General features: G+C 59.2%; 28 protein-coding genes. 12 read left to right on the top strand and 16 right to left on the bottom strand.

The genetic code is table 11. The annotated features are described in order from the left end of the window. Positions 1-155 precede the first annotated feature (155 nt). Complete coding sequence (locus LVD08_RS09715) at positions 156-1265, bottom strand: ABC transporter ATP-binding protein (RefSeq protein ID WP_247268023.1); 1110 nt, start codon at positions 1263-1265, stop codon at positions 156-158. Further along, positions 1262-2182 carry an ornithine carbamoyltransferase gene (gene argF, locus LVD08_RS09710; RefSeq protein ID WP_095136949.1) on the bottom strand — a complete coding sequence of 307 codons (921 nt, stop codon included), beginning with the start codon at positions 2180-2182 and terminating at the stop codon, positions 1262-1264. The genes LVD08_RS09715 and argF overlap by 4 nt, the downstream gene beginning before the upstream one ends. Positions 2183-2585: 403 nt before the next feature. On the opposite strand from argF, the gene LVD08_RS09705 reads away from it, so the two are divergent. From LVD08_RS09705 to grxD, 3 genes are all read left to right on the top strand, one after another. After that, entirely contained in the window at positions 2586-2876 is a 291-nt protein-coding gene (locus LVD08_RS09705) for a hypothetical protein (RefSeq protein WP_027612069.1), read from the top strand. 134 nt (positions 2877-3010) lie between these two features. After that, positions 3011-5116 (top strand): molybdopterin oxidoreductase family protein, encoded by a 2106-nt coding sequence (locus tag LVD08_RS09700; RefSeq protein ID WP_247268022.1) that lies wholly within the window; start codon positions 3011-3013, stop codon positions 5114-5116. Positions 5117-5213: 97 nt separating this feature from the next. Further along, the gene (gene grxD, locus LVD08_RS09695; protein WP_003227729.1) at positions 5214-5555 is read left to right on the top strand and encodes a Grx4 family monothiol glutaredoxin; all 342 of its coding nucleotides are present in this window, start codon (positions 5214-5216) and stop codon (positions 5553-5555) included. Positions 5556-5687: 132 nt separating this feature from the next. On the opposite strand, the gene bfr is transcribed toward grxD, so the two are convergent. After that, positions 5688-6161, bottom strand: a complete 474-nt coding sequence (gene bfr / locus LVD08_RS09690; protein WP_003227727.1) for a bacterioferritin — start codon at positions 6159-6161, stop codon at positions 5688-5690. A 200-nt stretch (positions 6162-6361) separates the two neighbouring features. Next, on the bottom strand, positions 6362-6580 hold the full coding sequence (locus tag LVD08_RS09685) for a bacterioferritin-associated ferredoxin (RefSeq protein ID WP_007953193.1): 219 nt from the start codon (positions 6578-6580) through the stop codon (positions 6362-6364). A gap of 313 nt (positions 6581-6893) precedes the next feature. On the opposite strand from LVD08_RS09685, the gene LVD08_RS09680 reads away from it, so the two are divergent. Next, positions 6894-7496, top strand: coding sequence for a peroxiredoxin (locus LVD08_RS09680; RefSeq protein ID WP_007963972.1), 603 nt, complete (start codon positions 6894-6896; stop codon positions 7494-7496). 72 nt (positions 7497-7568) lie between these two features. Here LVD08_RS09680 and rnt read toward each other — a convergent pair whose 3' ends face one another. Both rnt and pyrC read right to left on the bottom strand, forming a co-directional pair. Beyond that, on the bottom strand, positions 7569-8246 hold the full coding sequence (rnt, locus tag LVD08_RS09675; RefSeq protein ID WP_007963973.1) for a ribonuclease T: 678 nt from the start codon (positions 8244-8246) through the stop codon (positions 7569-7571). Next, positions 8243-9289 carry a dihydroorotase gene (gene pyrC / locus LVD08_RS09670; protein WP_047599389.1) on the bottom strand — a complete coding sequence of 349 codons (1047 nt, stop codon included), beginning with the start codon at positions 9287-9289 and terminating at the stop codon, positions 8243-8245. The genes rnt and pyrC overlap by 4 nt, the downstream gene beginning before the upstream one ends. Positions 9290-9449: 160 nt before the next feature. Here pyrC and LVD08_RS09665 point away from each other — a divergent pair, with 160 nt between their 5' ends. Together LVD08_RS09665 and LVD08_RS09660 are read left to right on the top strand one after the other, a co-directional pair. Beyond that, complete coding sequence (locus tag LVD08_RS09665; protein ID WP_096795143.1) at positions 9450-10358, top strand: flagellar protein MotY; 909 nt, start codon at positions 9450-9452, stop codon at positions 10356-10358. 129 nt (positions 10359-10487) lie between these two features. Then, the gene (locus LVD08_RS09660) at positions 10488-11705 is read left to right on the top strand and encodes an argininosuccinate synthase (RefSeq protein WP_027612065.1); all 1218 of its coding nucleotides are present in this window, start codon (positions 10488-10490) and stop codon (positions 11703-11705) included. 150 nt (positions 11706-11855) lie between these two features. On the opposite strand, the gene LVD08_RS09655 is transcribed toward LVD08_RS09660, so the two are convergent. Next, on the bottom strand, positions 11856-12563 hold the full coding sequence (locus LVD08_RS09655) for a hypothetical protein (RefSeq protein ID WP_247268021.1): 708 nt from the start codon (positions 12561-12563) through the stop codon (positions 11856-11858). Between the two features lie 505 nt (positions 12564-13068). Between LVD08_RS09655 and LVD08_RS09650 the strand changes: the two genes are divergently transcribed. Further along, complete coding sequence (locus tag LVD08_RS09650) at positions 13069-13695, top strand: response regulator transcription factor (protein ID WP_003227711.1); 627 nt, start codon at positions 13069-13071, stop codon at positions 13693-13695. 87 nt (positions 13696-13782) lie between these two features. On the opposite strand, the gene LVD08_RS09645 is transcribed toward LVD08_RS09650, so the two are convergent. From LVD08_RS09645 to metG, 8 genes are all read right to left on the bottom strand, one after another. Further along, positions 13783-13962, bottom strand: a complete 180-nt coding sequence (locus LVD08_RS09645) for a PA3496 family putative envelope integrity protein (RefSeq protein WP_027612063.1) — start codon at positions 13960-13962, stop codon at positions 13783-13785. Between the two features lie 107 nt (positions 13963-14069). Beyond that, positions 14070-14708: an endonuclease III gene (gene nth, locus LVD08_RS09640; protein ID WP_003227707.1), complete on the bottom strand. Its 639-nt coding sequence runs from the start codon at positions 14706-14708 to the stop codon at positions 14070-14072. After that, on the bottom strand, positions 14705-15286 hold the full coding sequence (locus LVD08_RS09635) for an Rnf-Nqr domain containing protein (protein ID WP_247268020.1): 582 nt from the start codon (positions 15284-15286) through the stop codon (positions 14705-14707). The genes nth and LVD08_RS09635 overlap by 4 nt, the downstream gene beginning before the upstream one ends. Next, a complete protein-coding gene (locus tag LVD08_RS09630; protein ID WP_247268019.1) occupies positions 15283-15888 on the bottom strand; it encodes an RnfABCDGE type electron transport complex subunit G in 606 nt (201 codons plus the stop codon). Before LVD08_RS09630 ends, LVD08_RS09635 begins: the two co-directional genes overlap by 4 nt. Then, entirely contained in the window at positions 15885-16868 is a 984-nt protein-coding gene (locus tag LVD08_RS09625; protein WP_247268018.1) for an RnfABCDGE type electron transport complex subunit D, read from the bottom strand. The genes LVD08_RS09630 and LVD08_RS09625 overlap by 4 nt, the downstream gene beginning before the upstream one ends. Then, positions 16855-18069, bottom strand: a complete 1215-nt coding sequence (rsxB, locus tag LVD08_RS09620; protein ID WP_247268017.1) for an electron transport complex subunit RsxB — start codon at positions 18067-18069, stop codon at positions 16855-16857. Before rsxB ends, LVD08_RS09625 begins: the two co-directional genes overlap by 14 nt. Then, the gene (locus LVD08_RS09615) at positions 18066-18635 is read right to left on the bottom strand and encodes an electron transport complex protein RnfA (protein WP_103367379.1); all 570 of its coding nucleotides are present in this window, start codon (positions 18633-18635) and stop codon (positions 18066-18068) included. The genes rsxB and LVD08_RS09615 overlap by 4 nt, the downstream gene beginning before the upstream one ends. 132 nt (positions 18636-18767) lie before the next feature. Continuing rightward, entirely contained in the window at positions 18768-20819 is a 2052-nt protein-coding gene (metG, locus tag LVD08_RS09610; RefSeq protein ID WP_096795136.1) for a methionine--tRNA ligase, read from the bottom strand. A gap of 321 nt (positions 20820-21140) precedes the next feature. Here metG and apbC point away from each other — a divergent pair, with 321 nt between their 5' ends. Next, positions 21141-22235, top strand: a complete 1095-nt coding sequence (gene apbC, locus LVD08_RS09605; protein ID WP_027612056.1) for an iron-sulfur cluster carrier protein ApbC — start codon at positions 21141-21143, stop codon at positions 22233-22235. 129 nt (positions 22236-22364) lie between these two features. Here the strand turns inward: apbC and LVD08_RS09600 are convergent, their stop codons facing one another. Continuing rightward, complete coding sequence (locus tag LVD08_RS09600) at positions 22365-23123, bottom strand: SDR family oxidoreductase (protein WP_016773416.1); 759 nt, start codon at positions 23121-23123, stop codon at positions 22365-22367. Between the two features lie 164 nt (positions 23124-23287). Between LVD08_RS09600 and LVD08_RS09595 the strand changes: the two genes are divergently transcribed. From LVD08_RS09595 to groL, 4 genes are all read left to right on the top strand, one after another. Further along, a complete protein-coding gene (locus tag LVD08_RS09595; RefSeq protein ID WP_096795134.1) occupies positions 23288-24019 on the top strand; it encodes a HugZ family pyridoxamine 5'-phosphate oxidase in 732 nt (243 codons plus the stop codon). Between the two features lie 65 nt (positions 24020-24084). Next, positions 24085-24561, top strand: coding sequence for an FxsA family protein (locus tag LVD08_RS09590; protein ID WP_096795133.1), 477 nt, complete (start codon positions 24085-24087; stop codon positions 24559-24561). A 258-nt stretch (positions 24562-24819) separates the two neighbouring features. Further along, positions 24820-25113, top strand: a complete 294-nt coding sequence (locus tag LVD08_RS09585) for a co-chaperone GroES (RefSeq protein ID WP_007916610.1) — start codon at positions 24820-24822, stop codon at positions 25111-25113. A 51-nt stretch (positions 25114-25164) separates the two neighbouring features. After that, a complete protein-coding gene (gene groL, locus LVD08_RS09580) occupies positions 25165-26811 on the top strand; it encodes a chaperonin GroEL (RefSeq protein ID WP_007964008.1) in 1647 nt (548 codons plus the stop codon). Positions 26812-26942 lie beyond the last annotated feature (131 nt).

Raw genomic sequence — 26942 nt, 5'->3', positions numbered from 1 at the left:
TCGAAACGTTTGGGCAAATCCAGTTTGACCGCGTGCCAGCGTTCGGCGCGGGGCGGGGAGTTGTTCGCGAATGCGGGGTGTCAGTCAACGATGATGGTGGCTGATATACCGCATTCGCGAGCAAGCCCGCTCCCACAGTTTTGATCCGGGGCGGATCAGAGGGCGGTGCTGTAGCGGCGGACGCCGTTTTCCGCAGCCGGGATTTGCGCGGCAGTGCTGCCCGATGCCTGGAACAACACCAGATGTTCAGCCGCTACGCGAATCCCCACCTCCGCCCCCACCTGATGGTCGGCATGGCTCGGAAAAATCGATTCCAGTTGCGCACCGGTCGGCAGTTGCAGGCGATACAGGGTCGAGGCACCCAGGAACGTCTTGCCGACGATCCGCGCTTTCAACCCGCTGTCCGGCGCATAAACGATGTCATCCGGACGCAGCAATACATCCACCGCACCGCCCACCGGCCAGGTGTAGGCGCGGTTGCCGCGCAGTTCGCCGAGTTCGGTCTGCACCGATTCCGGGCTGCCGAGCTGGCCGCGGATGAAATAACCCTGACCGATGAAGCTGGCGACAAACGGCGTCGCCGGCTCGTGGTAGAGGTTGTAGGGCGTGTCCCACTGCTCCAGACGACCTTCCTTGAACACGCCAACGTGATCGCTGACGGCGAAGGCTTCTTCCTGATCGTGAGTCACCAGAATCGCACTGGTGCCACGGGCCTTGAGGATGTCGCGCACTTCGTGGCTGAGTTTGCGCCGCAGTTCGCCATCGAGGTTGGAGAATGGCTCGTCGAGCAGCAGCAATTGCGGCTCCGGCGCCAGTGCCCGGGCTAGGGCGACACGCTGTTGCTGGCCACCCGATAACTCGTGGGGAAAGCGCTTGCCTAGATTCTTCAGATTGACCAGTTCCAGCAGCTCCTCGGTGACGCGCTCCTTGTTCGGGTGCTTGCGGATACCGAAGGCGATGTTGTCTGCAACACTCAGGTGCGGGAACAGCGCGTAATCCTGAAACACCATGCCGATCCGGCGTTTCTCCGGCGCCAGGGTGAAACCGGCGCTGGAAATGGTTTCGCCTCCCAGGGTGATTTCACCTTCGTGCACCGGTTCAAAACCGGCAATCGCGCGTAGGGTGGTGGTCTTGCCGCAGCCGGACGAGCCGAGCAGGCAGCCGATGTCACCGGCGTTGAGGTGCAGATTGAGGTTCTGCACCACGCGTTGATCTTGATAGCCGCAAGCGAGGTTGCGCAGGTTCAGCAGTAATTCATGGCTCATGCGTGGTGATATGCCGGTTCGACGAGGAACTCGAGCAGGGCCTTCTGTGCGTGGAGACGGTTTTCTGCCTGATCCCAGGCGACGGAACGCGGGTCATCAAGCAGGTCGAGGCTGATTTCTTCACCGCGGTGCGCCGGCAGGCAGTGCATGAACAGCACATCTTCGGCCGCCAGATCGAGCAGGGCGCGGTTCACCTGAAACGGAGCGAACAACTTCAGGCGCTTGGCAGTTTCCTCTTCCTGACCCATCGAAGTCCAGACATCGGTGCTCACCAGATGCGCACCGCGCACGGCGTCTTGCGGATCACGGACGATGGTCACGCGATCGCCGGCGCGGGCGACAAATTCAGGATTAGGCTCGTAGCCCTGCGGGCAGGCAACGCGCAACTGGAAGTCGAACTGGATCGCCGCTTCTATATAGCTGTTGCACATGTTGTTGCCGTCGCCGATCCAGGCCACGGTCTTGCCCTGGATCGAGCCGCGGTGCTCGAGGAAGGTCTGCATGTCGGCCAGCAACTGGCACGGGTGCAGGTCATCGGACAGGCCGTTGATCACCGGCACGCGCGAGTTGGCGGCGAATTCGGTCAGGGTGCTGTGGGCAAAGGTACGGATCATCACCGCGTCGAGCATGCTCGACATGACGATGGCGCAGTCGCCGATCGGCTCGCCACGGCCCAGCTGGGTGTCACGCGGCGACAGGAAGATCGCCTGGCCGCCGAGCTGGATCATGCCGGCCTCGAAGGAGATCCGGGTACGGGTCGAGGATTTCTCGAAGATCATCCCCAGGACGCGGTTTTTCAGGGGCTCGAACAGTACGCCGCGGTTACGCAGGTCCTTGAGCTCAACGCCTCGACGGATCACGCTGACCAGCTCTTCGGGCGTGCAATCCATCAGGGAGAGAAAGTGCCTTGCGCTCATCATTGACTACCTTTTTGCTACAGACCGCAGATGCTCAAAGCCTTGTTTAACGGAACAACGGGCGAGACCTGCGGCGTAAGCCGCACGGGGCGACGAAATAGGGGAAGGCGCGATATTGACACTAAATGTCGCGTTACGCCAATAGGCTACGGTTTTTGCGGGATTCGGAGAGCGCACGGGATGTTGCAGTACGCATTTGAAGCCGGGTTCAGGACAGCAGCGAGCCTCTTTGTACACCGGCCTCGCGGGGCTTGGCAATGCGGCGTGGCGGGGATCACGTCGACCAGGTCGGTTTACGACCGTGGCGCCATGCCATCACTTGGTCGGATGCTCAGACTGAAACATTTGCTAAAGCAAAGTGCTGGGTTATAAATAAGTTTCGAGCGACGCAGGAAGCCTCCGCATGGAATCGAAAGAAAAACTGTTAATGGAACTGCTGGGCCACACAGCTCGCTCACTGACCCATCTCACCGCGTCGGTCACTTCGATGTCTTTCGAGCTGCTGCGCAGCGAGGACGAAGTGGTCAAGACCGCCGGCCGCCACATGATCGATCGCATGGCGACCATCAGTGCCGGGCTCGACGAGCACTGGCGGTTGATCGGCGAACTCACCGGCGTGCACGTCGCCCACGAGCAGATCGAAACCATTCAGGAAATTCAGTTGGCCGCGCCGCCGCAGCTGCCGTCGAACTGAACATGGCGGTGTATCGGCTCGCCTGATAACCGTCGATTCACAAGACGAACGTCGCTGGCGCAGGATCTGCGCCGGGGCCATAGTTTTGTTCCCGCGGGCCTGATTGCCTGCCCAGAACAAGACAGAGACTGGCCATGACCAAGACTCTCCATCACCGTGCCTGCCACCTGTGCGAAGCCATCTGCGGCCTGACCATCGAGACCACCGAAACCGATGGCAACGTCGCGATCACCTCGATCAAGGGGGACGCGCTCGACACGTTCAGTCGTGGGCACATCTGCCCCAAGGCCGTGGCCCTGCAAGACATCCAGAATGATCCCGACCGCCTGCGCCAGCCGATGCGCCGGGTCGGCAGCGAATGGCTGCCGATCGAGTGGGACGAAGCCTTCGCACTGGTGGCCGAGCGTCTGGCGGCGATTCAGCAGCGTCACGGGCAGAATGCGGTGGCGGTCTACCAGGGCAACCCGAGCGTGCACAACTATGGGCTGATGACTCACAGCAACTACTTTCTCGGCCTGCTGAAGACGCGCAATCGCTTCTCGGCGACTTCGGTCGATCAGTTGCCGCATCACCTGAGCAGTTACCTGATGTACGGCCACGGCTTGCTGTTGCCGATCCCGGACATTGATCACACCGATTTCATGCTGATCCTGGGCGGTAATCCGCTGGCATCGAACGGCAGCATCATGACCGTGCCCGATGTCGAGAAACGCCTGAAGGCGATTCAGGCCCGCGGCGGCAAAGTGGTGGTGGTCGATCCACGGCGCAGCGAAACGGCAGCTATCGCCGATCAGCACTTGTTTGTGCGGCCGGGTGGCGACGCGGCGCTGTTGTTTGGCTTACTCAATACGCTTTTCAGCGAAGGCCTGACCCGTGACTGTCACTTGCCGGTTGATGGCCTTGATGAAGTGCGCGCAGCCGTCGCCACGTTCACTGCCGAAGCCATGAGCCCGCTGTGCGCCGTTCCCGCTGAACAGATCCGCCAACTGGCCCGGGACTTCGCCGCTGCACCAAGCGCTGTTTGCTACGGCCGGATGGGCGTTTCCACTCAGGCCTTCGGCACGCTATGCCATTGGGTCGTGCAGTTGATCAATCTGGTGACTGGCAATCTCGATCGCGTCGGCGGTGCCTTGTGCACAGAGCCAGCGGTGGATCTGGTGGCATCGACCTCGGGCGGGCATTTCAACAAATGGCAAAGCCGGGTCTCCGGGCGACCCGAGTACGGCGGCGAGCTGCCGGTGTCGGCGCTGGCTGAAGAGATGCTCACCGAAGGCGAAGGGCAGATTCGTGCGCTGATCACCGTGGCCGGCAATCCGGTGTTGTCGACACCGAACGGCCGGCAACTGGAGCAGGCGCTCGATGGTCTGGAGTTCATGCTCAGCATCGACCTGTACATTAACGAAACCACGCGCTACGCCGATCTGATTCTGCCGTCGACCTCGGCGCTGGAGAACGATCATTACGACACTACTTTCAATCTGTTCGCGGTACGCAACGTCACCCGCTTCAACCGCGCGATTCTCGCCAAGCCCGACGGCGCATTACACGACTGGGAGATCTTTGTCGGCCTGGCCAAGGCCTTTGCCGAGAAGACCGGCAAGGAACTGAAACCGACGATACCGCCGGCGAAGATGATCGACATGGGGCTGCGCATGGGCCTGTATGGCGATGCGTCCGAGCAAAAGCTGTCATTGGCGACATTGTTCGATCATCCGCACGGGATTGATCTTGGGGCGTTGAAGCCTAATCTGGCTGCACGCCTCAAGACGCCGAATCAACGGGTGCAGGCTGCGCCGCCGGAAATTCTCGCCGATCTCGCACGCTTTGCGGCCTTGCAGGCGCCGGCGGCCGATGAGCTGCTGATGATCGGCCGGCGCCATGTGCGCAGCAACAATTCGTGGATGCATAACTACCATCGTCTGGTGAAGGGCAAGCCACGGCATCAATTGCTGATGCACCCGGATGACCTCGCCAGCCGTGGGCTCAACGATGGTCAGTTAGTTCGCGTCAGCTCGCGGGTAGGGCAGATCGAGGTCGAGGTGCTCGGCAGTCTGGACATGATGAAGGGCGTGGTCAGCCTGCCGCACGGTTGGGGACATGCTCGGCCGGGCGTGCAAATGGCAATCGCCAGTGGGCAGCCGGGATCGAGTGCCAACGACCTGACCGATGAATGCCAGCTCGACGAGTTGTCGGGTAACGCCGCGCTCAATGGCGTGCCGGTGACGGTGGCAGCGGCCTGAACGAGACCGTCGGGGAGACCGAGCATGGCGCTCGGGATTCCGTTACAATGCGTCACCGTGCCGACCCATGAGTCGGAAAGTTCAGCCGAGGTGCTCCATGGATATCATCGAAACGATTAAAGAGCAGATTGCCAACAACACCATTCTGCTTTACATGAAAGGCTCGCCGAATGCCCCGCAGTGTGGCTTCTCCGCGAAAGCTGCGCAGGCTGTAATGGGCTGTGGCGAGAAGTTCGCCTACGTCGACATCCTGCAGAACCCGGAAATCCGCGCCAACCTGCCAAAGTACGCCAACTGGCCGACTTTCCCGCAACTGTGGGTCGGCGGTGAGCTGGTCGGCGGTAGCGACATCATGGCTGAAATGTTCGCCAACGGTGAGCTGCAGACTCTGGTCAAGGAAGCATCGGCCAAGGCTGCTGCGGCCAAGTCCGAAGCCTGATCCGGTTTTTGTGGGAGCGAGCAAGCTCGCTCCCACAGGGATCTGCATCTGATCCGGGATTTGCCAATAAAAAGCCCCGCACCTCGAAAGAGGGCGGGGCTTTTTAGTGTCGCGAATTCAGCGGGCGCTTATTTACTCTTCGCCCATCTGCGATTGCAGATAGTTCTCAAGACCGACTTTATCGATCAGGCCCAGTTGGGTTTCCAGCCAGTCGATATGCTCTTCTTCGGATTCGAGAATGTCTTCGAGCAGTTCACGGCTGCCAAAGTCGCCAACCGATTCGCAATGGGCGATGGCGGCTTTCAGATCGGCGTGGCCGGTCTTCTCGATACGCAGGTCACATTCCAGCATCTCCTGGGTGTGCTCGCCGATGTGCAGCTTGCCCAGATCCTGCACGTTCGGCAGGCCTTCGAGGAACAGAATGCGCTTGATCAGCTTGTCCGCGTGCTTCATCTCGTCGATGGATTCGTGGTACTCGTGCTTGCCCAGCTTGTTCAGGCCCCAATCTTCATACATGCGCGCATGCAGGAAGTACTGATTGATCGCGACCAGTTCATTGGCAAGGATCTTGTTGAGATGCTGGATGACTGTAATGTCGCCTTTCATGATGGGAGTCCTGCCCTGTATTAGCTGTATATAAGGCGGAGTTTGAGCTTGGTAGTTATAAGTGTCAAACCTAAGTTATTGAATAATAAATGAAATTAAATCTGAATAAGAATGTTTGTGTTCCGCGTCTAGCGTCTAACCGATTGATTTGCTGGCATAAAAAAACCGGACATTAGTCCGGTTCTTCGAAATGGGGGTAATTACGCAGCAGTAAATTCTGCCGGATAGGGGATCGCGGCTTGAGCGGTTTGCAGCTTGGTCAGGGTTTCACGCACCACTTCCTTGGCAAGGCACGCACATTTGCCGCATTGGCTGGCGACGCCGGTGGCCTGGCGGACTTCTTTGTAGCTGCAGCAACCTTCATAGATCGCTTCGCGGATTTGTCCGTCGGTGACGCCAGTGCAGAGACAAACATACATAAGTGAGAACCGTCGCTGGTTGTGACTCAATTGCGATGGATCTTAATGTTAACGAGAATGATTGTCAAAGTGCTTTCTGAATGGTTTTTGATCGAAAGGCTGGTCACTGACGAACGGTGGTTAATGGCGAATTGCCTGGCCCCGAAAATGCTGGTCCGTTATCCGCCTTGGGCAAAAAACCGTTAAGGACAGGCGAAAAACGCAGTGTATGATGGTCGGCCCTTGCGAAGAGGGTTCGTGTCACAGGGCTGTCGCCTCAGGGTGGCAGGCTGGCCCGGGCCCTGAACTTCAAGTTATTCACCAGGAGATATCCATGAGCGTACTCGTAGGCAAACAAGCCCCAGACTTCACCGTCCCGGCCGTACTCGGCAATGGCGAGATCGTTGACAGCTTCACCCTGTCCTCGGCCATCAAAGGCAAATACGGCCTGGTGTTCTTCTACCCACTGGACTTCACCTTCGTCTGCCCGTCCGAGCTGATCGCTCTGGACAACCGCATGGCCGACTTCAAGGCGCGCAACGTGGAAGTGGTTGCCGTGTCGATCGACTCGCACTTCACCCACAACGCCTGGCGCAACACTCCGGTCAACAATGGCGGCATCGGCCAGGTGAAATACACCATGGCTGCCGACATGAAGCACGAAATCGCCAAGGCCTACGACGTTGAGTCCGAGGGCGGCGTGGCTTTCCGTGGCGCGTTCCTGATCGACGACAAGGGCGTTGTCCGCTCGCAGATCATCAACGACCTGCCGCTGGGCCGTAACATGGAAGAGCTGATCCGTCTGGTCGACGCTCTGCAATTCCACGAAGAGCACGGCGAAGTCTGCCCTGCCAACTGGAAAAAAGGCGACAAAGGCATGAACGCTTCGCCAGAAGGCGTTGCGGCTTACCTGACCGAGAACGCTGCTGCCCTGTAAGGCGCAACGTCGCGGTACAAAAAACCGGCCCATGTGGCCGGTTTTTTATGCGCGGGAAATACCCGACGAGGATCAGTCGTCGAAGTCTTCCCAGCCGCCCATCTGTTTCCAGCGGTTGACGATGCCGCAGAACAGCTCGGCAGTCTTCTCGGTGTCGTAACGCGCCGAATGCGCTTCACGGCCGTCGAAGTCGATGTCCGCTGCCTGACAGGCCTTGGCCAGCACGGTTTGACCGTAAGCCAGACCGGCCAGTGTCGCGGTGTCGAAGCTGGAGAACGGGTGGAACGGATTGCGCTTCATGTCCAGACGCGCAACCGCAGCATTCAGGAAGCCCAGGTCGAAGCTGCTGTTGTGGCCGACCAGAATCGCGCGCTTGCAGCCGTTGGCCTTCAGCGCCTTGCGGATGCCACGGAAGATGTCGGTCAGCGCAGTTTCTTCGCTGACCGCCATGCGCAGCGGGTGATCGAGTTTGATCCCGGTGAACTCCAGCGCTGCCGCTTCGATGTTGGCGCCTTCGAAAGGTTCGACGCGGAAGAAGTAGGTGTGGTCCGGGTAAACGAAACCCTTTTCGTCCATGGCGATGGTGGTCGCGGCAATCTCCAGCAGAGCGTCGGTGGCCGAGTTGAAGCCACCGGTCTCTACGTCGACGACTACCGGCAGGTAACCGCGAAAACGTGCTGCCATTGGGTGACGGGAACCGCCGCCGCCACCTTGACCGTCCAGTTCGTCGTCGAAATGGTCTTCACTCACGCGTGTTCCTCCAGCAGGCGCCAGCGCAGTTTTTCACCGGCGCGCAGCGGGATAACGTTCAGCTCGCCAAACGGCAGGCTGGTCGGGGCGGTCCATTCTTCGCGAACCAGGGTGATGCGATCGGTGTTGACCGGCAGGCCGTAGAAGCGCGGACCGTTGAGGCTGGCGAACGCTTCGAGCTTGTCCAGCGCGTTGCGCTGTTCGAAGGCTTCGGCATACAGCTCGATGGCGGCGTACGCGGTGTAGCAGCCGGCGCAGCCGCAGGCGGCTTCCTTGGCGTGCTGGGCGTGCGGCGCCGAGTCGGTACCGAGGAAGAACTTCGCGCTGCCGCTGGTGGCGGCGTCGAGCAGGGCTTCCTGATGGGTATTACGCTTGAGGATCGGCAGGCAATAGAAGTGCGGCCGGATCCCGCCCACCAGCATGTGGTTGCGGTTGTACAGCAGGTGATGCGCGGTGATGGTGGCGCCGACGTTGGCCGAAGCCTCGTTGACGAACTGCACCGCGTCGCCGGTGGTGATGTGTTCGAACACCACTTTGAGCGTCGGGAAACGCTCGACCACACGGCGCATGTGCTCATCGATGAAAATCTTTTCGCGGTCGAAGACGTCGACATCGCCACGGGTGACCTCGCCGTGGATCAGCAGCGGCATGCCGACTTCAGCCATGGCTTCCAGCGCCGGGAAGATCTTGTCGATGCTGGTCACGCCGGAATCGGAGTTGGTGGTGGCGCCGGCCGGGTACAGTTTGGCGGCGTGCACGAAACCGCTGGCCTTGGCCTCACGAATTTCTTCGGGCTGGGTGCGGTCGGTGAGGTACAGCACCATCAGCGGTTCGAAACGACTGCCGGCCGGGCGGGCAGCGAGAATCCGCTGGCGATAGCCATCGGCTTCAGCGGCGTTGCGCACCGGTGGTACCAGGTTGGGCATGATGATGGCGCGGCCAAAGGTGCGCGCAACATCGGCAACGGTATTGGTCAACACGGCACCATCGCGTAGATGAATGTGCCAGTCGTCGGGACGCAGCAGGGTCAGGCGGTCGGACATGAGGGGATTCCAGGCGGGTCAAACTGAGGGGAATGCTACCGGAAAAGACTCTTGCAGGCACCCGCTATCAAGTTTTGCAGGAACCTTCCGATATCCCGTAGGTATGCCGTAAACATAGTGTGAATCGGTCTTTGTGTTACAGAAGCCAATGGAGCCTCCCGTGCGCCAGCGATATTTAGCCTTGCTCAGTGTGTTTGCCAGCCTCCCCGCGATGGCGCTGACCTACCAGACGCGTCTGGAGAACATTGAGTGGACGGTCGAGGGCGACAAGTTCGAGTGCCGCCTGACCCAGCCGATCACCGATTTCGGCTCGGGCCAGTTCGTGCGCAAAGCCGGCGAGCAGGCGATATTCCGCCTCAATGCCTACAACGCCATGCTCGGCGGCGGTTCGGCGACGTTGCTTGCCGCGGCGGCGCCATGGCAGCCGGGGCGCAACGACATCAATCTGGGCAGCGTCAGGATCGGCACCGGCAACGTGCTGTTCAACAGCTCACAATCCCAGGCCGGCGGGCTGATCAGCGGTTTGCTGGACGGTCGCAGTCCGGTGGTGCGCCGTGCGTCCGGCGATGGCCGGGTTTCGGAAGTGCGTCTGCTGCCGGTGAAGTTCAGCAAAGCGTTCAATGATTACCAGACGTGTGTGGCGAAGTTGCTGCCGCAGAATTTCGATCAGGTGAAGCAATCGCAGATCGGCTTCCCCGGCGAAGGCACCGATCTGGATGCCGCCGCCAAAGCCAAGCTGCAGGTGATGCTCGAGTTCATGAAGGCCGATCCGACGGTCAATCACATCGAACTGGATGGCTATTCCGACAACAGCGGCAACCGTCTGACCAACCGTGAGCTGTCGCGTCGTCGCGCGCTGGCGGTGGTCGACTTTTTCAAGGCCAACGGCATCGCCGAATCGCAGATCACCGTGCGTTTCCACGGCGAGCAATACCCGCTGGTGCCGAACAACAATGCGGCCAACCGGGCGAAGAATCGTCGGGTCAGCGTGAAGCTCGCGCGAGTCGCGCCGACTACCGCGCCAGCACCGCAAGCCAGTACGCCTGCCAACGCCGCGGCGACTTCCTGACCCGCTGGTCATCGTCGCGCTGTCGACAGATTCTGTCGCTTTGTCGTCTTAAGCTGTCGCGCCTCTGTAAATTATCGGATTTGAGCGGTAGACTCCTCGGCTTTCCGTAGAACCCCGTGGAGTGATGGCATGGCGGACGTAAACAAGGTCGTTCTGGCGTATTCCGGCGGCCTGGACACTTCGGTGATCCTCAAGTGGCTGCAGGATACTTATAACTGTGAAGTGGTGACCTTCACTGCTGACCTGGGTCAGGGCGAAGAGGTCGAGCCGGCTCGCGCCAAGGCTCAGGCCATGGGCGTCAAAGAAATCTACATCGATGACCTGCGCGAAGAATTCGTGCGTGATTTCGTGTTCCCGATGTTCCGCGCCAACACCGTTTACGAAGGCGAGTACCTGCTGGGTACTTCCATCGCACGTCCGCTGATCGCCAAACGCCTGATCGAAATCGCCAACGAAACCGGCGCCGATGCCATTTCCCATGGTGCCACCGGCAAGGGCAACGACCAGGTGCGTTTCGAACTGGGTGCCTACGCACTCAAGCCTGGCGTTAAAGTGATTGCCCCTTGGCGCGAGTGGGACCTGCTGTCCCGCGAGAAGCTGATGGACTACGCCGAGAAGCACGCGATCCCGATCGAGCGTCATGGCAAGAAGAAGTCCCCGTACTCGATGGACGCCAACCTGCTGCACATCTCCTATGAAGGCGGCGTGCTGGAAGACACCTGGACCGAGCACGAAGAAGACATGTGGCGCTGGACCGTCTCCCCGGAGAAGGCTCCCGACACCCCGCAATACCTGGAACTGACCTACCGCAACGGCGACATCGTCGCGCTGGACGGCGTCGAAATGACTCCGGCCACCGTACTGGCAACGCTGAACAAGATCGGTGGCGCTCACGGTATCGGTCGTCTCGACATCGTTGAAAACCGTTACGTGGGCATGAAGTCCCGTGGCTGCTACGAAACCCCGGGCGGCACCATCATGCTGCGCGCGCACCGCGCCATCGAATCGATCACTCTGGATCGCGAAGTCGCTCACCTCAAAGACGAGCTGATGCCGAAATACGCCAGCCTGATCTACACCGGTTACTGGTGGAGCCCGGAGCGTCTGATGCTGCAACAGATGATCGACGCTTCCCAGGTCAACGTGAACGGTGTGGTTCGCCTGAAACTGTACAAGGGCAACGTGATCGTTACCGGCCGCAAGTCCGACGATTCGCTGTTCGACGCTAATATCGCGACCTTCGAAGAAGACGGTGGCGCCTACAACCAGGCCGACGCGGCGGGCTTCATCAAGCTCAACGCGCTGCGCATGCGCATTGCTGCCAACAAGGGCCGCAAGCTGTTCTAAGCCTTGCAGGGCTGTAAAAATGGCGGCTTGTCTCAATGACAATGCCGCCATTTTCTTTTCTGTGTTTGTCTGACGTTAATCCAGAGCTTTGGTCATTGCCGCCAACTCCAGCATTTTCTTGAATGTCCACTTCAGGCATCTACTCTACGCTCATGCTCCTCTCAAAACCGTGGTGGTTTGTGTGCTTACGTTGTAAGCAACGAGAAGTTTGGCGCCTCCGCTTTTTTTCGACTGTTTGATAAGGGTCGGGATAATTTGCTTGAGCAAAACGTCGCACGCAGAGTCGGTCAAAAATATCACTGCCTTGGCTGAGTGTTTGCCAAGATGCGGAAAGTGTTCTGCCAGCGCATTGAACGCCTGTGCGCTACTCAACCGACGTACGTCTATGGCGCACAATGTGCCGATGGATTTAGGCAGCTGAATGTTGTGCTCAATCCACGGTCGCTCCGGGCAGGATTCTTCAGCGCTGCAAGGAGGGAGTTGCCTGAGGTCAACGCTATGTACGGACAACGTCCACTCCAATCCGTTGGCAGCTGATACTTCACCTGCTACCACAAACGCTCTTGCTGGAGGCGAACAGGAGTGGAGCTCGGGCTGTTTCAACTCCTCGAAACTTTTTAGAAAACTGTCGTCCTTATCGAAGTCCGAGGGCGCATAGAGCGAACGGTAGTTGAAGTTCAGCGTTAAAAAGAATAGCAATAGCAAGTAAAACGGAAAACTGATCAGGAACCAGATGTAGACTTCTCTTTCGGCGTTATCAAGAAAGGGTAAGGAAATGGCAGCCGACGATTCGGAAATAAATGCAAATATCGCAATTACAGTCATGGGGTTGGTTATTTTTCTTCTGATTTTTATCATGGAAGGTGCTCATTAATTGTGTTTTTCCAATACGTATGTTGAGTTGTTTTGTATGGGGTGTTGCAACTTTCTGGTCGAGATAATTTTTATATTAAATGATAACGCTTGGATAGAAGTATCTTGTTTCAGATGTTGATTTATCAAAGTGTTTTTGATTGGGTTCACGTTGTTTTTTTCAACTTATAAGCTGCCGGGGCCGGCGCTGTGTAGCGATGTGCAGTCAATGGATTATCGCGTTTTTTCAGCCGCTCGCTGAGCCGTCTGCCTCGAAAGTAGAGTTCGCGTGGCTTTCAGGACGTCATGTTTTTTGCGTCGATGTGAAGGCCAGAAGATAGGTCATCCCATTTGAAAATCGCCTGTATGGGTTTTTTTGTAGGAATAATCTTTATTTGCTGTAGGGAATGTCTTTTGCTGGGATTGCAATGAAACTCTCTTGTGCCATGTCAGAAGTGACTGGGCTATTGTGCGTGCTCTAAAAATTCGAACAGCGAAACTGGACTTGCCCATGAATAAAGTGCTGATCGTGGATGATCATCCCGTCATTCGTCTTGCTGTGCGTATGCTGATGGAGCGTCATGGCTACGAAGTCATTGCAGAAACGGATAATGGTGTGGATGCTTTGCAACTTGCGCGTGAACAGATGCCGGATATCGTTATTCTGGATATTGGAATACCGAAACTCGATGGTCTTGAAGTTATTGCGCGTCTGAACTCGACACCCATGCCGTTGAAAGTACTGGTGTTGACCTCCCAGGCACCGGGTCATTTTTCAATGCGCTGCATGCAATCAGGTGCTGCGGGTTATGTATGTAAGCAACAGGATTTGACTGAGTTGCTCAGTGCGATCAAAGCGGTACTGTCCGGCTACAGCTATTTTCCAAATCAGGCCCTGCACACCGTGCGTACCAGTCTTGGTAATGCCAGTGAGGCCGATATGGTGGATCGCCTCTCCGGGCGGGAAATGATGGTGTTGCAGCAATTGGCGCGTGGCAAGACCAACAAGGAAATCGCCGACGGCATGTTTCTCAGCAACAAGACGGTCAGCACTTACAAGACCCGTCTGTTATTGAAGCTCAATGCCCGCTCGCTGGTGGACCTGATTGAATTGGCACAACGCAACGGACTGGTCTGATGATCAGGAATACCGACGGGGCATGGGCCGCTCAGTGTCGGATTCAGCAGAAAGTAAAAAGCCTCCGGTTTGGGAGGCTTTCAAGTGTCAGAGATCAAAATCGTAATCGGCCAACTGCTTTTGCAGTCGGCGCTCCTCAAGCAGGTTATCGATGGTGCGACGTTTACTCAGATTGGTCTTGGCGACCTCGACCACCGGTTCGGCGTCGTCGGTATCCACAACGGTAAAATCTTCATCTACGTCCAGTTGTTCTTTGCTGTCAGTCATAAGGTGAACTCCAGGCTAAGACTGCCTTTGGCGCCCCTTATATCGATATTCCTGCTGCGGGTAAAAAAGATTTTTTCAATCGAAGAATCAATTATTCCAATAGCCAATCAATCGTCCGAGGTTTTGTGTTTGTACTCACACAAATCTTCGATGCGGCAGCTGCCACAGCGTGGCTTGCGCGCCAGGCACACATAGCGACCGTGCAGAATCAGCCAGTGGTGGGAGTCCAGCAGGTAGTCTTTTGGCACAAACTTCATCAGCTTCTTTTCCACTTCAACCACATTTTTACCCGGGGCAATGCCGGTGCGGTTGCTCACGCGAAAAATGTGCGTGTCGACCGCCATGGTCAGTTGGCGAAAAGCGGTATTGAGGACCACGTTGGCCGTCTTGCGACCGACGCCGGGCAGCGCTTCCAGTTCTTCACGCGTCTGCGGGACTTCGCCATTGTGCAACTCGACCAGCATGCGACAGGTCTCGATCACGTTTTTCGCTTTGCTGTTATAGAGGCCGATGGTCTTGATGTATTCGGACAGCCCTTCGACGCCCAGCGCGTGGATCGCCGCCGGGGTATTGGCCACCGGGAACAGTTTGGCCGTGGCCTTGTTGACGCCGACGTCGGTTGACTGCGCCGAAAGAATGACCGCGATCAACAACTCGAACGGTGAGGAATAGGCCAGCTCGGTCTTCGGCTCGGGATTGTCTTCATGAAGTCTGCGGAAAATTTCCAGACGTTTGGCGGCATTCATGGGTGATGTGTTTCCTTGGGGAGAGCGTTCGAGCGGGTCCAGGCCTGGCGGGCGGCGAGCAGTAGCCCCAGCACGATGAAGGCGCCGGGAACCAGGGAGAGCAAGTGCAGCCCTTCGTTGAACAGAATCAGGCCTTGCCAGTGTTCCGACAGGCCACGGCCGATGTGGCCCTGACCGAACAGTTCACGCAGTGCCGCCAGCGCCAGTAGCAGCCCGCTCGACAGGCCAAAAAACTTAAGGCGCTGGGCAAACGCCTGACGAAAGAATCCATTGTATTCCAGCACCACACACTGCAAGGCGATCAGCCCGGCATAGATTCCGACTGACTGTTGCCACTGCAACGCCCAGCGCTGCGCGAGGATATTGGCGCAACTGGTCAGGGTGGCGGCCAGCAGCAGACTGGCCAGCATCAGGTTGTTGCCAGACAACCGCGAGCGCAGCGGGCCGATGCATGCGCCGTAAATTACCACCACAACGCTCGACATCAACAGCATGCCCAGCGCGCCAGCCAATGTCGCGCTGGTGCCAAGCAGCAGCATCAGCATCAACGTGTTTGTCAGATTCGTTGGCCGGATCATGATCCGCTCCCCAGCAAGGTTGCGCGGTGCTCATCAAAGTAACGCAGGGCGTCATGAATGGCATTGACGGTAGCCCGGGAAGTGACGGTTGCCCCGGCCAGTTGATCGAACTGTCCCTGATCTTTTTTCAGAGCCCAGCCTGCGTCGTCAGGTGAGTTGCGCGACTTGCCGGTAAATGTCGCCAGCCAGTGGTTCGGCCAGTCGCCGATGAGTCCGCCGAGCGCCGGGGTTTCGTTGTGCCGCAGGGTTTTTACCCCCAGCAGTTTTCCGTTGGCATCGATGGCGATCAGCAGTTCGATAGCGCCGGCATAGCCCTCGGTCTGGGTGCGCAACAACACTGCCACTGGCTGACCGGATTTGCTTGCGCGGTAACCTGTCAGCAGCGTGCTGTGGCTCAATGTTGTATCAGTCAGCGCCAGCGGCTGCTCCAGCGGCTGATTGTCGTAGGCATCGGGCGCGATCAGATCCAGCAATTTGCGGCTGTCGAGCAGGCGTTGCTCGCTGGCAATCTGCGGCGCACTGGCGCGCTGCACCACATAAGTCAGGCCGAGACCGGCACCGGCCAGCAGCACAAGCGCCACGAAAGCAGCTGCGCGGCTCATGATTGCACCTGCGTCTGGCGGGCAGCGGCAAAACGTTCCAGAGCCGGTACACACAGATTCATCAGCAACACGGCAAACGCGACACCGTCCGGGTAGCCGCCCCAGGTGCGGATCAGGTAGGTCAGCAAGCCGACACCCACGCCGAACAGCAGTCGGGCCAGCGAACTTTTGGCGCCGGATACCGGTTCGGTAATGATGAAAAAGGCACCGAGCATGGTCGCGCCGCTCAGCAGATGAAACAGCGGCGAGCCGTGGGAATCCGAACCCGAACCGTTCCAGCAGAGCAGGCTGACGACAAACAGGCTGGTCAGCATGCCAACTGGCGCTTGCCAGGCAATCACCCGGCGCTGCAATAAAAACAGTCCACCGGCGAGAAACGCCAGATTGATCCACTCCACGCCGCGTCCACCGAAACGGCCGAATGCCGGGTTGGCAGCGAACAATTCATCCATGGTCAGACTTTTGTTGATGCGCAGGCTGTCCAGCGCGGTGGCTTGAACCCAGGCATCCGGAGCCTGGCCCAGATTCAGGACCTGTGCAAAAGCGGCCTGCAGACTCATGCCATGCGCCGGCCAGTGGGTCATTGGCTCCGGGAACAGCAGCATCGCCAGGGCGAAACCGAGCATGGCCGGATTGAACGGATTCTTGCCGATGCCACCGTATAAATGTTTGCCGAACAGCAGGCCCGAAGCCACCGCCGTAACTGTCAGCCACCATGGGCAATAAGGTGGCATGGCGGCGGCCAGCAGTGTCGCGCTGACCAGTGCGCTGCCATCGCTGAACGTTGGTTGCAGTGGTTGTCGGCGCAGGCGGGCGACGCCAGCCTCGATCAGCAGCGCGGTGCTCGCCGCCAGGATCAGGTTGATCAACACGCCCCAGCCGTAAAACCAGAACAACGCCAACAGCCCCGGCAGCGTGGCCAGTAGCACCCGCATCATCGCCTGTTGCAGGCGATCATCCGGTGCTTCACGGGGCGACATGATCTTGCACCTGACGCTCGGCGGCCTGCAGGCGGGCGCGGGCCTTGTCGAGGATGTTGTTCGGCGTGTCGGCGCGGCGTTCGAGTTTGCTCAGGTCGGCGCGGGCGTAGGCCAGTTCGGTTTTCAACTGGCGAAGCTGGTTGTCGAGCGGGCGCTTTTCCACCCGCACCAGGTCAGGCGCAGGCTGCTCGCTCGCCGTCTCGGCGGCGTGAAGGGCTTGCTCGGCATCACGCAGTGCCTGTTCCAGCGTGGCAATTTGCTCGGCTGGCGCTTCGGCGGTCTGGGCCTTTTTCAATTCGGCGCGCCGCATGGCCAGCTGGATTTTCGCCCGTTTCAGGTCGGCGTCTTTCGCCGGAACCGGGGCCGCAGCGGCTGGAGCGGTGGCGGCGCTGCTTTCGAGTTTCGCCAACACCTGTTCGGCGGCTTCAAACTGCTGTTGCAACACGATCAGTTGCGATTGCTGTTCGAAGGTCGGTGGATGGCCGAAGGCTTTTAGCGATTTGTGCAATTGCGCGCGACTCATGGCGACATCGATTTTGGCTTTCTTCAATGCCGCGTCGGCGGTTGCGGCTTTCTGCGCGCGCACCCGTTCCAGAGCCGCCTGCACCGGATCGAGAGTAACCACCGCCGGTTGCGCTGCACGCTGCGCCCGGGCTTCGCGTTCAGCCTGTTTCCGCTGTTCTTCGCGCTGCAGGCGGGCATTGCGGCGTTCAAAACGCTGGCGCGCATGATCGCGTTTGGCCGCGCGTGCGCGCAGTTCTTCAAGGCTGGAAGCCAGGCCACCGACCACCGGCAAGGTGCCGAGCGGCAGTGGATGCATCTCGATGCAGTCTACCGGGCACGGCGCCACGCACAGGTCGCAACCGGTGCATTCGTCAATCAGTACGGTGTGCATCAGTTTCGCCGCGCCGACGATGGCGTCGATCGGGCAGGCCTGGATGCACTTGGTGCAGCCGATGCACTCGGCCTCGCGGATGTACGCCACTTGTGGCGGTGCCGAGCCACGGCTGACGTCCAGTTCCAGCACCGGCACGTTCAACAGTTCAGCCAGGGCGGCGACGGTTTCGTCACCGCCGGGCGGGCACTTGTTGATCGGTTCGCCATCGACGATGCCTTGCGCATAGGGCTTGCACCCGGGGTGGCCGCATTTGCCGCATTGGGTCTGCGGCAGGAGGGCATCGATGAGTTGAATCAGACTCATGTTTTGATCAGTCCACTGAATCCGAGAAAAATCACTGCGATCAGTCCGGCGCCGATCAGGTCGATCGGCAAGCCGCGAAAGGGCAGGGGTATGTCGTTGTCCGCCGTGCGTTCACGCAAGTCGCTGAACAGGCTCAGCACCAGCCAGAAACCCAGCCCGGCGCCGATGCTCAGCGCTGTTGCTTGCAGCAGGCCGCGATCATTTTGCGCGTTGATCAAGGCCAGCCCCAGTACGCCGGCATTACCCAGCAATAGCGGCCACAGTCCGTCGAACGGCCAGTCTGGCAGCGCACGAGCCAACAGCTTCAGCAGCGGCGCGATCAGCAGCACGCTGAGCGGCAAGAATACAAACAGCTGCAGTGCCTGCAGTTGCAGCGGCACCAGCAGCCAGTGCCAGAGCACGTACCCGATGAAGCCGACGCTCAGCATCAGGCACGCCGTCGCCAACCCCAGCGCATGCACTTGGCGCCGACTGCCGGCCAGCAGCGGATCGACACCCAGCGGCCAGTGCAACACGAAGTTGTTGAGCAGGGCGGCACTGATCAGCGTAAGCGCAAGTTCGGTCATGGTTCTGCCGGCAGCAACGGGCGGGTGTCACTTAAGGTTAGGCATTATCCGGCACCCGCGATGGGTGGGTCAGATATGAAAAATCCCACAGGCCTGCAGAACATGCCTGTGGGATCGTTTCAGCGCTGGGTCTTACTTGATGCGTTGACCCGGCTTGGCGCCGCTGTCCGGGCTCAGCAGGTAGATTTCTTCACCACCAGGGCCGGCGGCCATCACCATGCCTTCGGAGATGCCGAACTTCATTTTCCGCGGCTTGAGGTTGGCGATCATCATGGTCAGGCGACCGTCGAGTTTCGACGGGTCCGGGTAAGCGCTCTTGATCCCGGAGAACACGTTGCGCTGCTCGTCACCGATGTCCAGCGTCAGGCGCAGCAGCTTGTCGGCACCTTCCACGTGTTCAGCCTTGACGATCAAAGCCACGCGCAGGTCGACGGCAGCAAAGGTGTCGAAGTCGATTTCCGGCGACAGCGGATCCTTGGCCAGTTCGCCGTTGCCCGCAGGCGCGGCAGCGCCGGTGTCGGTCTGGCTGGCGGTCAGGTCTTCTTTCGAGGCGTCGGTCATGGCTTGCACTTTTACCGGGTCGATGCGGGTCATCAACGGCTTGAATTCATTGAGCTGATGGTTGGCCAGCAGCGTTGTGTGGTCGTTCCAGGTCAGCGGGGCGACGTTGAGGAATGCCTCGGCGTCGGCGGCCAGCAGTGGCAGCACCGGTTTGAGGAAGATCACCAGCTGGCGGAACAGGTTGATGCCAGTGGCGCAGATCGCCTGGACTTCATCCTGCTTGCCTTCCTGTTTGTTCAACGACCATGGGGCCTTGTCGGCGATCCAGGCGTTGGCGCGGTCGGCCAGGGCCATGGTTTCACGCATGGCGCGGGCGAAGTCGCGGGCTTCATAGGCGTCGGCAATGCTTGGCGCCGCGGCGAGGAAGGCTTCGGTCAGCTCTGGCGCGGCATTGTTGTCGACCAGCAGGCCGCCGTTGCCCTTGTGGATGAAACCGGCGCAACGGCTGGCGATGTTGACCACTTTGCCGACCAGGTCGGAGTTGACCTTCTGCACGAAGTCTTCGAGGTTCAGATCGAGGTCATCGACGCCACGGCCCAGTTTGGCCGCGTAGTAGTAGCGCAGGTATTCCGGCGACAGGTGATCCAGGTAGGTACGGGCCTTGATGAACGTGCCACGGGACTTGGACATCTTCTGGCCGTTGACGGTCAGGTAGCCGTGCACGTTGATCCCGGTCGGCTTGCGGAAACCGGCGCCTTCGAGCATGGCAGGCCAGAACAGGGCGTGGAAGTTGACGATGTCCTTGCCGATGAAGTGGTACAGCTCGGCGGTCGAGTCCTTGCCCCAGAACGCGTCGAAGTCCAGCTCCGGCGTGCGGTCGCACAGGTTCTTGAAGCTGGCCATGTAGCCGATCGGCGCGTCCAGCCACACGTAGAAGTACTTGCCCGGCTCGTCCGGGATCTCGAAACCGAAGTACGGCGCATCGCGGGAGATGTCCCACTGCTGCAGGCCGGCGTCCAGCCACTCGGCGATCTTGTTGGCCACGGCGTCCTGCAAGGTGCCGCTGCGGGTCCAGGTCTGCAGCATCTGCTGGAAGTCTGGCAGTTTGAAGAAGAAATGCTGGGAATCCTTGAGCACCGGAGTGGCGCCGGAGATCGCCGACTTTGGATCCTTCAGATCGGTTGGCGCGTAGGTCGCACCGCATTTTTCGCAGTTGTCGCCGTACTGGTCTTCGGTGCCGCATTTCGGGCAGGTGCCCTTGATGAAGCGGTCGGCCAGGAACATTTTCTTTTCCGGGTCGAAATACTGGGTGATCGAGCGCTGGGCAATGTGCCCGGCGTCACGCAGCTTCAGATAGATCTGGCTCGACAGCTCACGGTTTTCTTCGGCGTGAGTGGAGTGGAAGTTGTCAAAGTCGACCAGGAACTCGGCAAAGTCGGCGCTGTGTTCAGCCTGCACGTTGGCGATCAGTTGTTCCGGGGTGATGCCTTCCTTTTCCGCGCGCAGCATGATCGCCGAACCGTGGGCGTCGTCGGCGCAGACATAGATGCATTGATTGCCGCGATGCTTCTGGAAGCGCACCCACATATCGGTCTGGATGTATTCCAGCATATGGCCAAGGTGGATCGAACCGTTGGCGTAGGGCAGGGCGCTGGTGACGAGGATCTTGCGTGGTTCGGACATGTGGGGCTTCGCTACTTGATGAAACGGAGGTCGGCCACTATAAAGCGCTGGCGCATATTTTTCACCCTGTGCCGCTGGGTACTTTGAGAGCATTTGTAGCGAGGGGATTCATCCCCGATGGGTGGCGAAGCCGCCCCCAAACCCGATATCAGGGCCTATCAGGTACACCGCGGGTGATGGTTCTGCGACTGCTGCGCAGCCGATCGGGGATAAATCCCCTCGCCACAGGTGCTGACTTGCTCAAGTAATCAGTTCGCCACAAATCTGCGTCCAGCGTACGATACCCGCCATCTTTTCCCAGTCTTGTTATCGGAGTTGCCCATGAGTGCCGTCACTCGCGCAGCGGTGGAAGCCGTCCTCAGCCAATACACCGACCCCTACCTGAACCAGGACCCGGTCAGCGCCGGTTGCGTGAAGCACATCGAGATCGTCGGTGATCGCGTCAACGTGCAGCTGGAAATCGGCTACGCCGCCGGTCTGTTCAAGAGCGGCTGGGCGCAGTTGCTGCAACTGGCCATCGAAAACCTCGATGGGGTGACGATCGCCAAGGTCGAGGTCAACAGCGTGATTGCCGCGCACAAGGCCCAGGCGCAGATCCCGGGCCTGGCCAACGTCAAGAACGTGGTCGCCGTGGCTTCGGGCAAGGGCGGTGTGGGCAAGTCGACCACGGCGGCCAACCTCGCGCTGGCGCTGGCCCGCGAAGGCGCCAAGGTGGGGATTCTCGACGCCGATATCTATGGCCCGAGCCAGGGCATCATGTTCGGCATCCCCGAGCGCACCCGCCCCGAGGTCAAGGATCAGAAGTGGTTCGTGCCGCTCAAGGCCCACGGTGTCGAAGTCATGTCGATGGCGTTCCTGACCGACGACAACACGCCGATGGTCTGGCGCGGGCCGATGGTCTCCGGCGCACTGCTGCAACTGGTTACGCAAACCGCGTGGGGTGACCTGGATTATCTGGTCATCGACATGCCGCCAGGTACCGGTGACATCCAGTTGACCCTGGCGCAGAAAGTCCCGGTGGCCGGTGCGGTGATCGTCACTACCCCGCAGGATCTGGCGTTGCTGGACGCGCGCAAAGGCGTGGAAATGTTCCGCAAGGTCAACATTCCGGTGTTGGGCGTGGTGGAAAACATGGCGGTGCACATCTGCTCGAACTGCGGACATGCCGAACATCTGTTCGGTGAGGGCGGTGGCGAAAAGCTGGCGACCCAATATGGCGTCGAACTGCTGGCCTCGCTGCCGCTGTCGATGCTGATCCGCGAGCAGGCCGATGGCGGCAAGCCAACGGTGATCGCCGAACCGGACAGCCAGATTGCCATGGTCTATCAGGAACTGGCCCGCCACGTCGGCGCGCGCATTGTGTTGCAGGAAGCGGCGACGCCGGCGATGCCTAATATCAGCATCAGCGACGATTGATAAGTAGAAACACAATCTAATGTGGGAGTGAGCCTGCTCGCGAATACGGCGTGTCATTCAACCGATGAGTTGTTTGATCCACCGCTTTCGCGAGCAGGCTCGCTCCCACATAGGTTTCTGTGTTGGCAGTCAGATCCGCAAGCCGCCATCCATCTCCAGAATCCGCCCGGTGTAGTAGTCGTTCTCGAAGATGTACGCCGCCGAATGGGCGATCTCTTCCGGCTTGCCCATGCGCTTGAGCGGAATCCCCGAAGTCATCTTCTCCAACGCTTCCGGCTTCATGCCCAGAGTCATCTCGGTTTCGATGAAGCCCGGCGCAATGCCCGCGACGCGAATGCCATAACGCGCCAGTTCCTTGGCCCAGGTCACAGTGGCTGCGGCCACGCCAGCCTTGGCGGCAGAGTAGTTGGTCTGGCCGACGTTACCGGCGCGGGAGATCGACGAGATGTTGATGATCGCGCCGCTGTTTTTCAGCTCGACCATTTTCGCCGCCACTTCACGGGTGCACAGGAACACGCCGGTCAGGTTGACGTCGATCACTGCCTGCCACTGGGCCAGACTCATCTTGGTCATTTCGCCGTCCTTGACCTTGAGCAGCAGGCCGTCACGCAGGATCCCGGCGTTGTTGATCAGGCCATGGATCGCGCCGAAATCTTCGGCAACCTGCGCGACCATGTGCTCGACCTGTTCTTCATTGGCCACGTTGCACAGATAACTGCGCGCCTCCACGCCCTTGGCCTTGCAGGCGGCCACCGCGTCGTCGAGTTTTTCCTGATTGAGATCCACCAAGGCCAGCTTCGCGCCTTTGCCGGCGAAATACTCGGCCATGGAACGGCCCAAACCCTGGCAACCGCCGGTGATAATGATTACTTTGTCGTTGAGTTGCATTCGCATGCCCCGATAGCCGGTCTGAGTGGTTTTTGTTATTGGCGACGCTCGATCCGTACCGGTTATGGCCGGATTGCACATGAGCATTGCCCGATGGCGTGACCGGGACTTATCCCCAGGCGCCTGTCCGTTTTTTCGACGGATTCTATTTAAGGAGTCATAAATTGAGCGTTGAAGCGGCCAAGAATGCCCGAGAATTGCTTCTCAAGGAATACCGTGGCGTATTGTCCACCCACTCCAAATCGATGCCCGGTTTCCCGTTTGGCTCAGTGGTGCCGTATTGCCTGGATGAGCAGGGCCGCCCGCTGATCCTGATCAGCCGCATCGCCCAGCACACCCACAACCTGCAGAAAGATCCGAAATGTTCGCTGCTGGTAGGTGAGCGCGAAGCCGACGACGTGCAGGCCGTTGGTCGCCTGACCTATCTGGCCGAAGCGCAGAAGCTCGAAGACCCGGCGGCCATCGAGGCCGCCGCCGAGCGTTATTACCGGTATTTCCCCGACTCGCAGAACTACCACAAGGCCCACGACTTTGATTTCTGGGTGCTCAACCCGGTGCGTCACCGCTACATCGGTGGTTTCGGTGCGATTCACTGGGTCGATCAAGTAACCCTGGCCAACCCGTTTGCCGGCAAGGCGGAAATCAGCATGGTCGAGCACATGAACAGCGATCACGCCAAAGCCATCGCCCACTACGTGGAGCTCAGCGGGTTGCCGAAAACCGTACCGGCGCAACTGGCCGGAATCGACAGCGAAGGCATGCACTTGCGTATCGGTCAGGCACTGTATTGGCTGCCGTTTCCAGCGCCTTGTCATACGCCGATACAAGTGCGCGAAGCCTTGGTTTCTCTGGCTCACGCCGAGGTCTGGCCAAAAAATGCGGTGGCTGACGCTTGAATTCACGAAAGGGCGACATCATCTAAGGCTTACTGCAAGGCATTTCTTGCGTTGAGGAATCTTTGATGCGCCCTTTTTTGTTGCTCTTTCTGCTGTTTCCGGTGCTGGAGCTGTTCGTATTCGTCAAAGTGGCAGGGGCGATCGGGTTTTTCCCGGCCCTGCTGCTGATCATTCTCGGCTCGATGTTCGGTGTGTTCGTACTGCGCGTCGCCGGTCTGGCCACGGCACTGCGTGCCCGTGAAAGCCTGAATCGCGGTGAGTTGCCCGCACAGACCATGCTTGAAGGCTTGATGCTAGCCTTGGCCGGTGGCCTGTTGATCCTGCCGGGCTTCATCAGCGACGTGGTCGGTCTGGTGATGCTGCTGCCGTTTACCCGTCGCCTGCTGGCGAACAAGATGCGCCAGCGCGCCGAAGAACAGGCAATTCGTCAGCGGGCCTTCGCCGACGACCTGCAACCCCGTGGCGGTCCTGCACCGCGTCAGCCTCTGGGCCGCGAGGGTGATGTGATCGAAGGCGAGTTCGAACATCGCGACAGCAAGTAACCCCTGCTTCGACACGGCACCTTCGGGTGCCGTTTGTTTATGCGCGGCATTCAAGGGGCAATTGATGAAAAATTTTCTGCCCCCGCCCTTGTAATAAGCTTATGCGCCCTTATGTATCGGTCACCGAAAGGTTTCCGGCATTCAAGCCGGACAGACTTCCGCGGTTTGCTCGACGAACCGCAACCGGCGCAGGCCGGATTTGTTAAACCCGCCGGGACTACACCGGCCGATGAAAACCACAATTAGGAGAGATCGACAATGAAGCTTCGTCCTCTGCATGACCGCGTCGTCATCCGTCGCAGCGAAGAAGAAAAGAAAACCGCTGGCGGTATCGTCCTGCCAGGTTCGGCTGCTGAAAAAGCCAACCACGGTGTGATTCTCGCTGTAGGCCCGGGCAAGGCTCTGGAAAACGGTGAAGTGCGTGCACTGTCCGTGAAGGAAGGCGACAAGGTTGTGTTCGGTCCTTACTCCGGCAGCAACACTGTGAAAGTCGACGGCGAAGACCTGCTGGTAATGAGCGAGAACGAAATCCTCGCTGTTATCGAAGGCTGATACCCCCCGTTCATTTTCCCGTTACTACAAAGTATTTAAGGAATATCGATCATGGCTGCTAAAGAAGTTAAGTTCGGCGATGCCGCTCGCTCCAAGATGCTCAAAGGCGTCAACGTTCTGGCTGACGCGGTAAAAGCGACCCTGGGCCCGAAAGGCCGTAACGTGATTCTCGAGAAGAGCTTCGGCGCTCCGACCATCACCAAGGACGGCGTTTCCGTCGCCAAGGAAATCGAACTCGAAGATCGCTTCGAAAACATGGGCGCGCAGCTGGTCAAAGACGTTGCCTCCCGTGCCAACGATGATGCTGGTGACGGTACTACCACTGCGACCGTTCTGGCTCAGTCGATCGTCAACGAAGGTCTGAAAGCCGTCGCTGCCGGCATGAACCCGATGGACCTGAAGCGCGGTATCGACAAAGCGACCATCGCGATCGTCAAAGAGCTGAAAGCCCTGTCCAAGCCATGCGCTGACACCAAGGCTATCGCTCAGGTAGGTACCATCTCCGCCAACTCCGACAACTCCATCGGCGACATCATTGCCGAAGCCATGGAAAAAGTCGGTAAAGAAGGCGTGATCACCGTTGAAGAAGGCTCGGGCCTGGAAAACGAACTGTCGGTTGTAGAAGGCATGCAGTTCGACCGTGGCTACCTGTCCCCGTACTTCGTCAACAAGCCGGACACCATGGTTGCCGAGCTCGACGGCCCGCTGATCCTGCTGGTCGACAAAAAGATCTCGAACATCCGCGAAATGCTGCCAGTGCTGGAAGCCGTTGCCAAAGCCGGCCGTCCACTGTTGATCGTTGCCGAAGACGTTGAAGGCGAAGCCCTGGCGACTCTGGTCGTGAACAACATGCGTGGCATCGTCAAGGTTGCAGCCGTCAAGGCTCCAGGCTTCGGCGACCGTCGCAAGGCCATGCTGCAGGACATCGCCGTTCTGACCGGCGGTACCGTGATCTCCGAAGAGATCGGCCTGAGCCTGGAAAGCACCACCCTGGAGCACCTGGGTAACGCCAAGCGCGTGACCCTGTCCAAGGAAAACACCATCATCGTTGACGGTGCTGGCGTACAAGGCGACATCGAAGCCCGTATCGCTCAGATCCGTGCCCAGGTTGCCGAAACTTCCTCGGACTACGACCGTGAAAAACTGCAAGAGCGTCTGGCCAAGCTGTCCGGCGGCGTTGCAGTGATCAAGGTTGGCGCTGGTTCCGAAGTTGAAATGAAAGAGAAGAAGGCCCGCGTTGAAGACGCCCTGCACGCAACCCGTGCAGCCGTTGAAGAAGGCGTGGTACCTGGCGGTGGCGTTGCGCTGATCCGTGCTCTGGAAGCCCTGACCGAACTGACCGGCGACAACGCTGACCAGAACGTCGGTATCGCTGTACTGCGTCGCGCTGTTGAAGCGCCGCTGCGCCAGATCGCTGCCAACTCCGGCGACGAGCCAAGCGTAGTCGTCAACGAAGTGAAGAACGGCAAAGGTAACTTCGGTTACAACGCTGCTTCGGGCGAATACGGCGACATGATCGAAATGGGCATCCTGGACCCAACAAAGGTAACCCGTTCCGCTCTGCAAGCTGCAGCCTCGATCGGCGGTCTGATCCTGACCACCGAAGCAGCTGTTGCTGATGCACCGAAGAAAGAAGGCTCGGCTGGCGGCGGTATGCCAGACATGGGCGGCATGGGTGGCATGGGCGGCATGATGTAAGCCAGCCTTACCCCTGTAACGAAAAACCCCGCCCGCGCCGGGCAGGCGGGGGTTTTTTTTTCCCCGGCTCCCGGGCTCCCCCCCACCCCCCTGGGGGGGGGGCCCCCTCCGGGAGGAAACCCCCCCCCCCC

Source organism: Pseudomonas sp. YL2 (assembly GCF_023063025.1).
Classification (GTDB): Bacteria; Pseudomonadota; Gammaproteobacteria; order Pseudomonadales; family Pseudomonadaceae; genus Aquipseudomonas; species Aquipseudomonas putida_A.
Note: the sequence above shows the minus strand (reverse complement) of the source record. Positions and strands in the feature narration are given on the sequence as shown.

Excerpts from the sequence above, each read along its gene's own strand:
- LVD08_RS09715 (WP_247268023.1), bottom strand. The coding sequence starts at position 1,265 with ATGAGCCATGAATTACTGCTGAACCTGCGCAACCTCGCTTGCGGCTAT.
- argF (WP_095136949.1), bottom strand. The coding sequence starts at position 2,182 with ATGAGCGCAAGGCACTTTCTCTCCCTGATGGATTGCACGCCCGAAGAG.
- LVD08_RS09705 (WP_027612069.1), top strand. The coding sequence starts at position 2,586 with ATGGAATCGAAAGAAAAACTGTTAATGGAACTGCTGGGCCACACAGCT.
- LVD08_RS09700 (WP_247268022.1), top strand. The coding sequence starts at position 3,011 with ATGACCAAGACTCTCCATCACCGTGCCTGCCACCTGTGCGAAGCCATC.
- grxD (WP_003227729.1), top strand. The coding sequence starts at position 5,214 with ATGGATATCATCGAAACGATTAAAGAGCAGATTGCCAACAACACCATT.
- bfr (WP_003227727.1), bottom strand. The coding sequence starts at position 6,161 with ATGAAAGGCGACATTACAGTCATCCAGCATCTCAACAAGATCCTTGCC.
- LVD08_RS09685 (WP_007953193.1), bottom strand. The coding sequence starts at position 6,580 with ATGTATGTTTGTCTCTGCACTGGCGTCACCGACGGACAAATCCGCGAA.
- LVD08_RS09680 (WP_007963972.1), top strand. The coding sequence starts at position 6,894 with ATGAGCGTACTCGTAGGCAAACAAGCCCCAGACTTCACCGTCCCGGCC.
- pyrC (WP_047599389.1), bottom strand. The coding sequence starts at position 9,289 with ATGTCCGACCGCCTGACCCTGCTGCGTCCCGACGACTGGCACATTCAT.
- LVD08_RS09660 (WP_027612065.1), top strand. The coding sequence starts at position 10,488 with ATGGCGGACGTAAACAAGGTCGTTCTGGCGTATTCCGGCGGCCTGGAC.
- LVD08_RS09655 (WP_247268021.1), bottom strand. The coding sequence starts at position 12,563 with ATGATAAAAATCAGAAGAAAAATAACCAACCCCATGACTGTAATTGCG.
- LVD08_RS09650 (WP_003227711.1), top strand. The coding sequence starts at position 13,069 with ATGAATAAAGTGCTGATCGTGGATGATCATCCCGTCATTCGTCTTGCT.
- LVD08_RS09645 (WP_027612063.1), bottom strand. The coding sequence starts at position 13,962 with ATGACTGACAGCAAAGAACAACTGGACGTAGATGAAGATTTTACCGTT.
- nth (WP_003227707.1), bottom strand. The coding sequence starts at position 14,708 with ATGAATGCCGCCAAACGTCTGGAAATTTTCCGCAGACTTCATGAAGAC.
- LVD08_RS09635 (WP_247268020.1), bottom strand. The coding sequence starts at position 15,286 with ATGATCCGGCCAACGAATCTGACAAACACGTTGATGCTGATGCTGCTG.
- LVD08_RS09630 (WP_247268019.1), bottom strand. The coding sequence starts at position 15,888 with ATGAGCCGCGCAGCTGCTTTCGTGGCGCTTGTGCTGCTGGCCGGTGCC.
- LVD08_RS09625 (WP_247268018.1), bottom strand. The coding sequence starts at position 16,868 with ATGTCGCCCCGTGAAGCACCGGATGATCGCCTGCAACAGGCGATGATG.
- rsxB (WP_247268017.1), bottom strand. The coding sequence starts at position 18,069 with ATGAGTCTGATTCAACTCATCGATGCCCTCCTGCCGCAGACCCAATGC.
- LVD08_RS09615 (WP_103367379.1), bottom strand. The coding sequence starts at position 18,635 with ATGACCGAACTTGCGCTTACGCTGATCAGTGCCGCCCTGCTCAACAAC.
- metG (WP_096795136.1), bottom strand. The coding sequence starts at position 20,819 with ATGTCCGAACCACGCAAGATCCTCGTCACCAGCGCCCTGCCCTACGCC.
- apbC (WP_027612056.1), top strand. The coding sequence starts at position 21,141 with ATGAGTGCCGTCACTCGCGCAGCGGTGGAAGCCGTCCTCAGCCAATAC.
- LVD08_RS09600 (WP_016773416.1), bottom strand. The coding sequence starts at position 23,123 with ATGCAACTCAACGACAAAGTAATCATTATCACCGGCGGTTGCCAGGGT.
- LVD08_RS09590 (WP_096795133.1), top strand. The coding sequence starts at position 24,085 with ATGCGCCCTTTTTTGTTGCTCTTTCTGCTGTTTCCGGTGCTGGAGCTG.
- LVD08_RS09585 (WP_007916610.1), top strand. The coding sequence starts at position 24,820 with ATGAAGCTTCGTCCTCTGCATGACCGCGTCGTCATCCGTCGCAGCGAA.
- groL (WP_007964008.1), top strand. The coding sequence starts at position 25,165 with ATGGCTGCTAAAGAAGTTAAGTTCGGCGATGCCGCTCGCTCCAAGATG.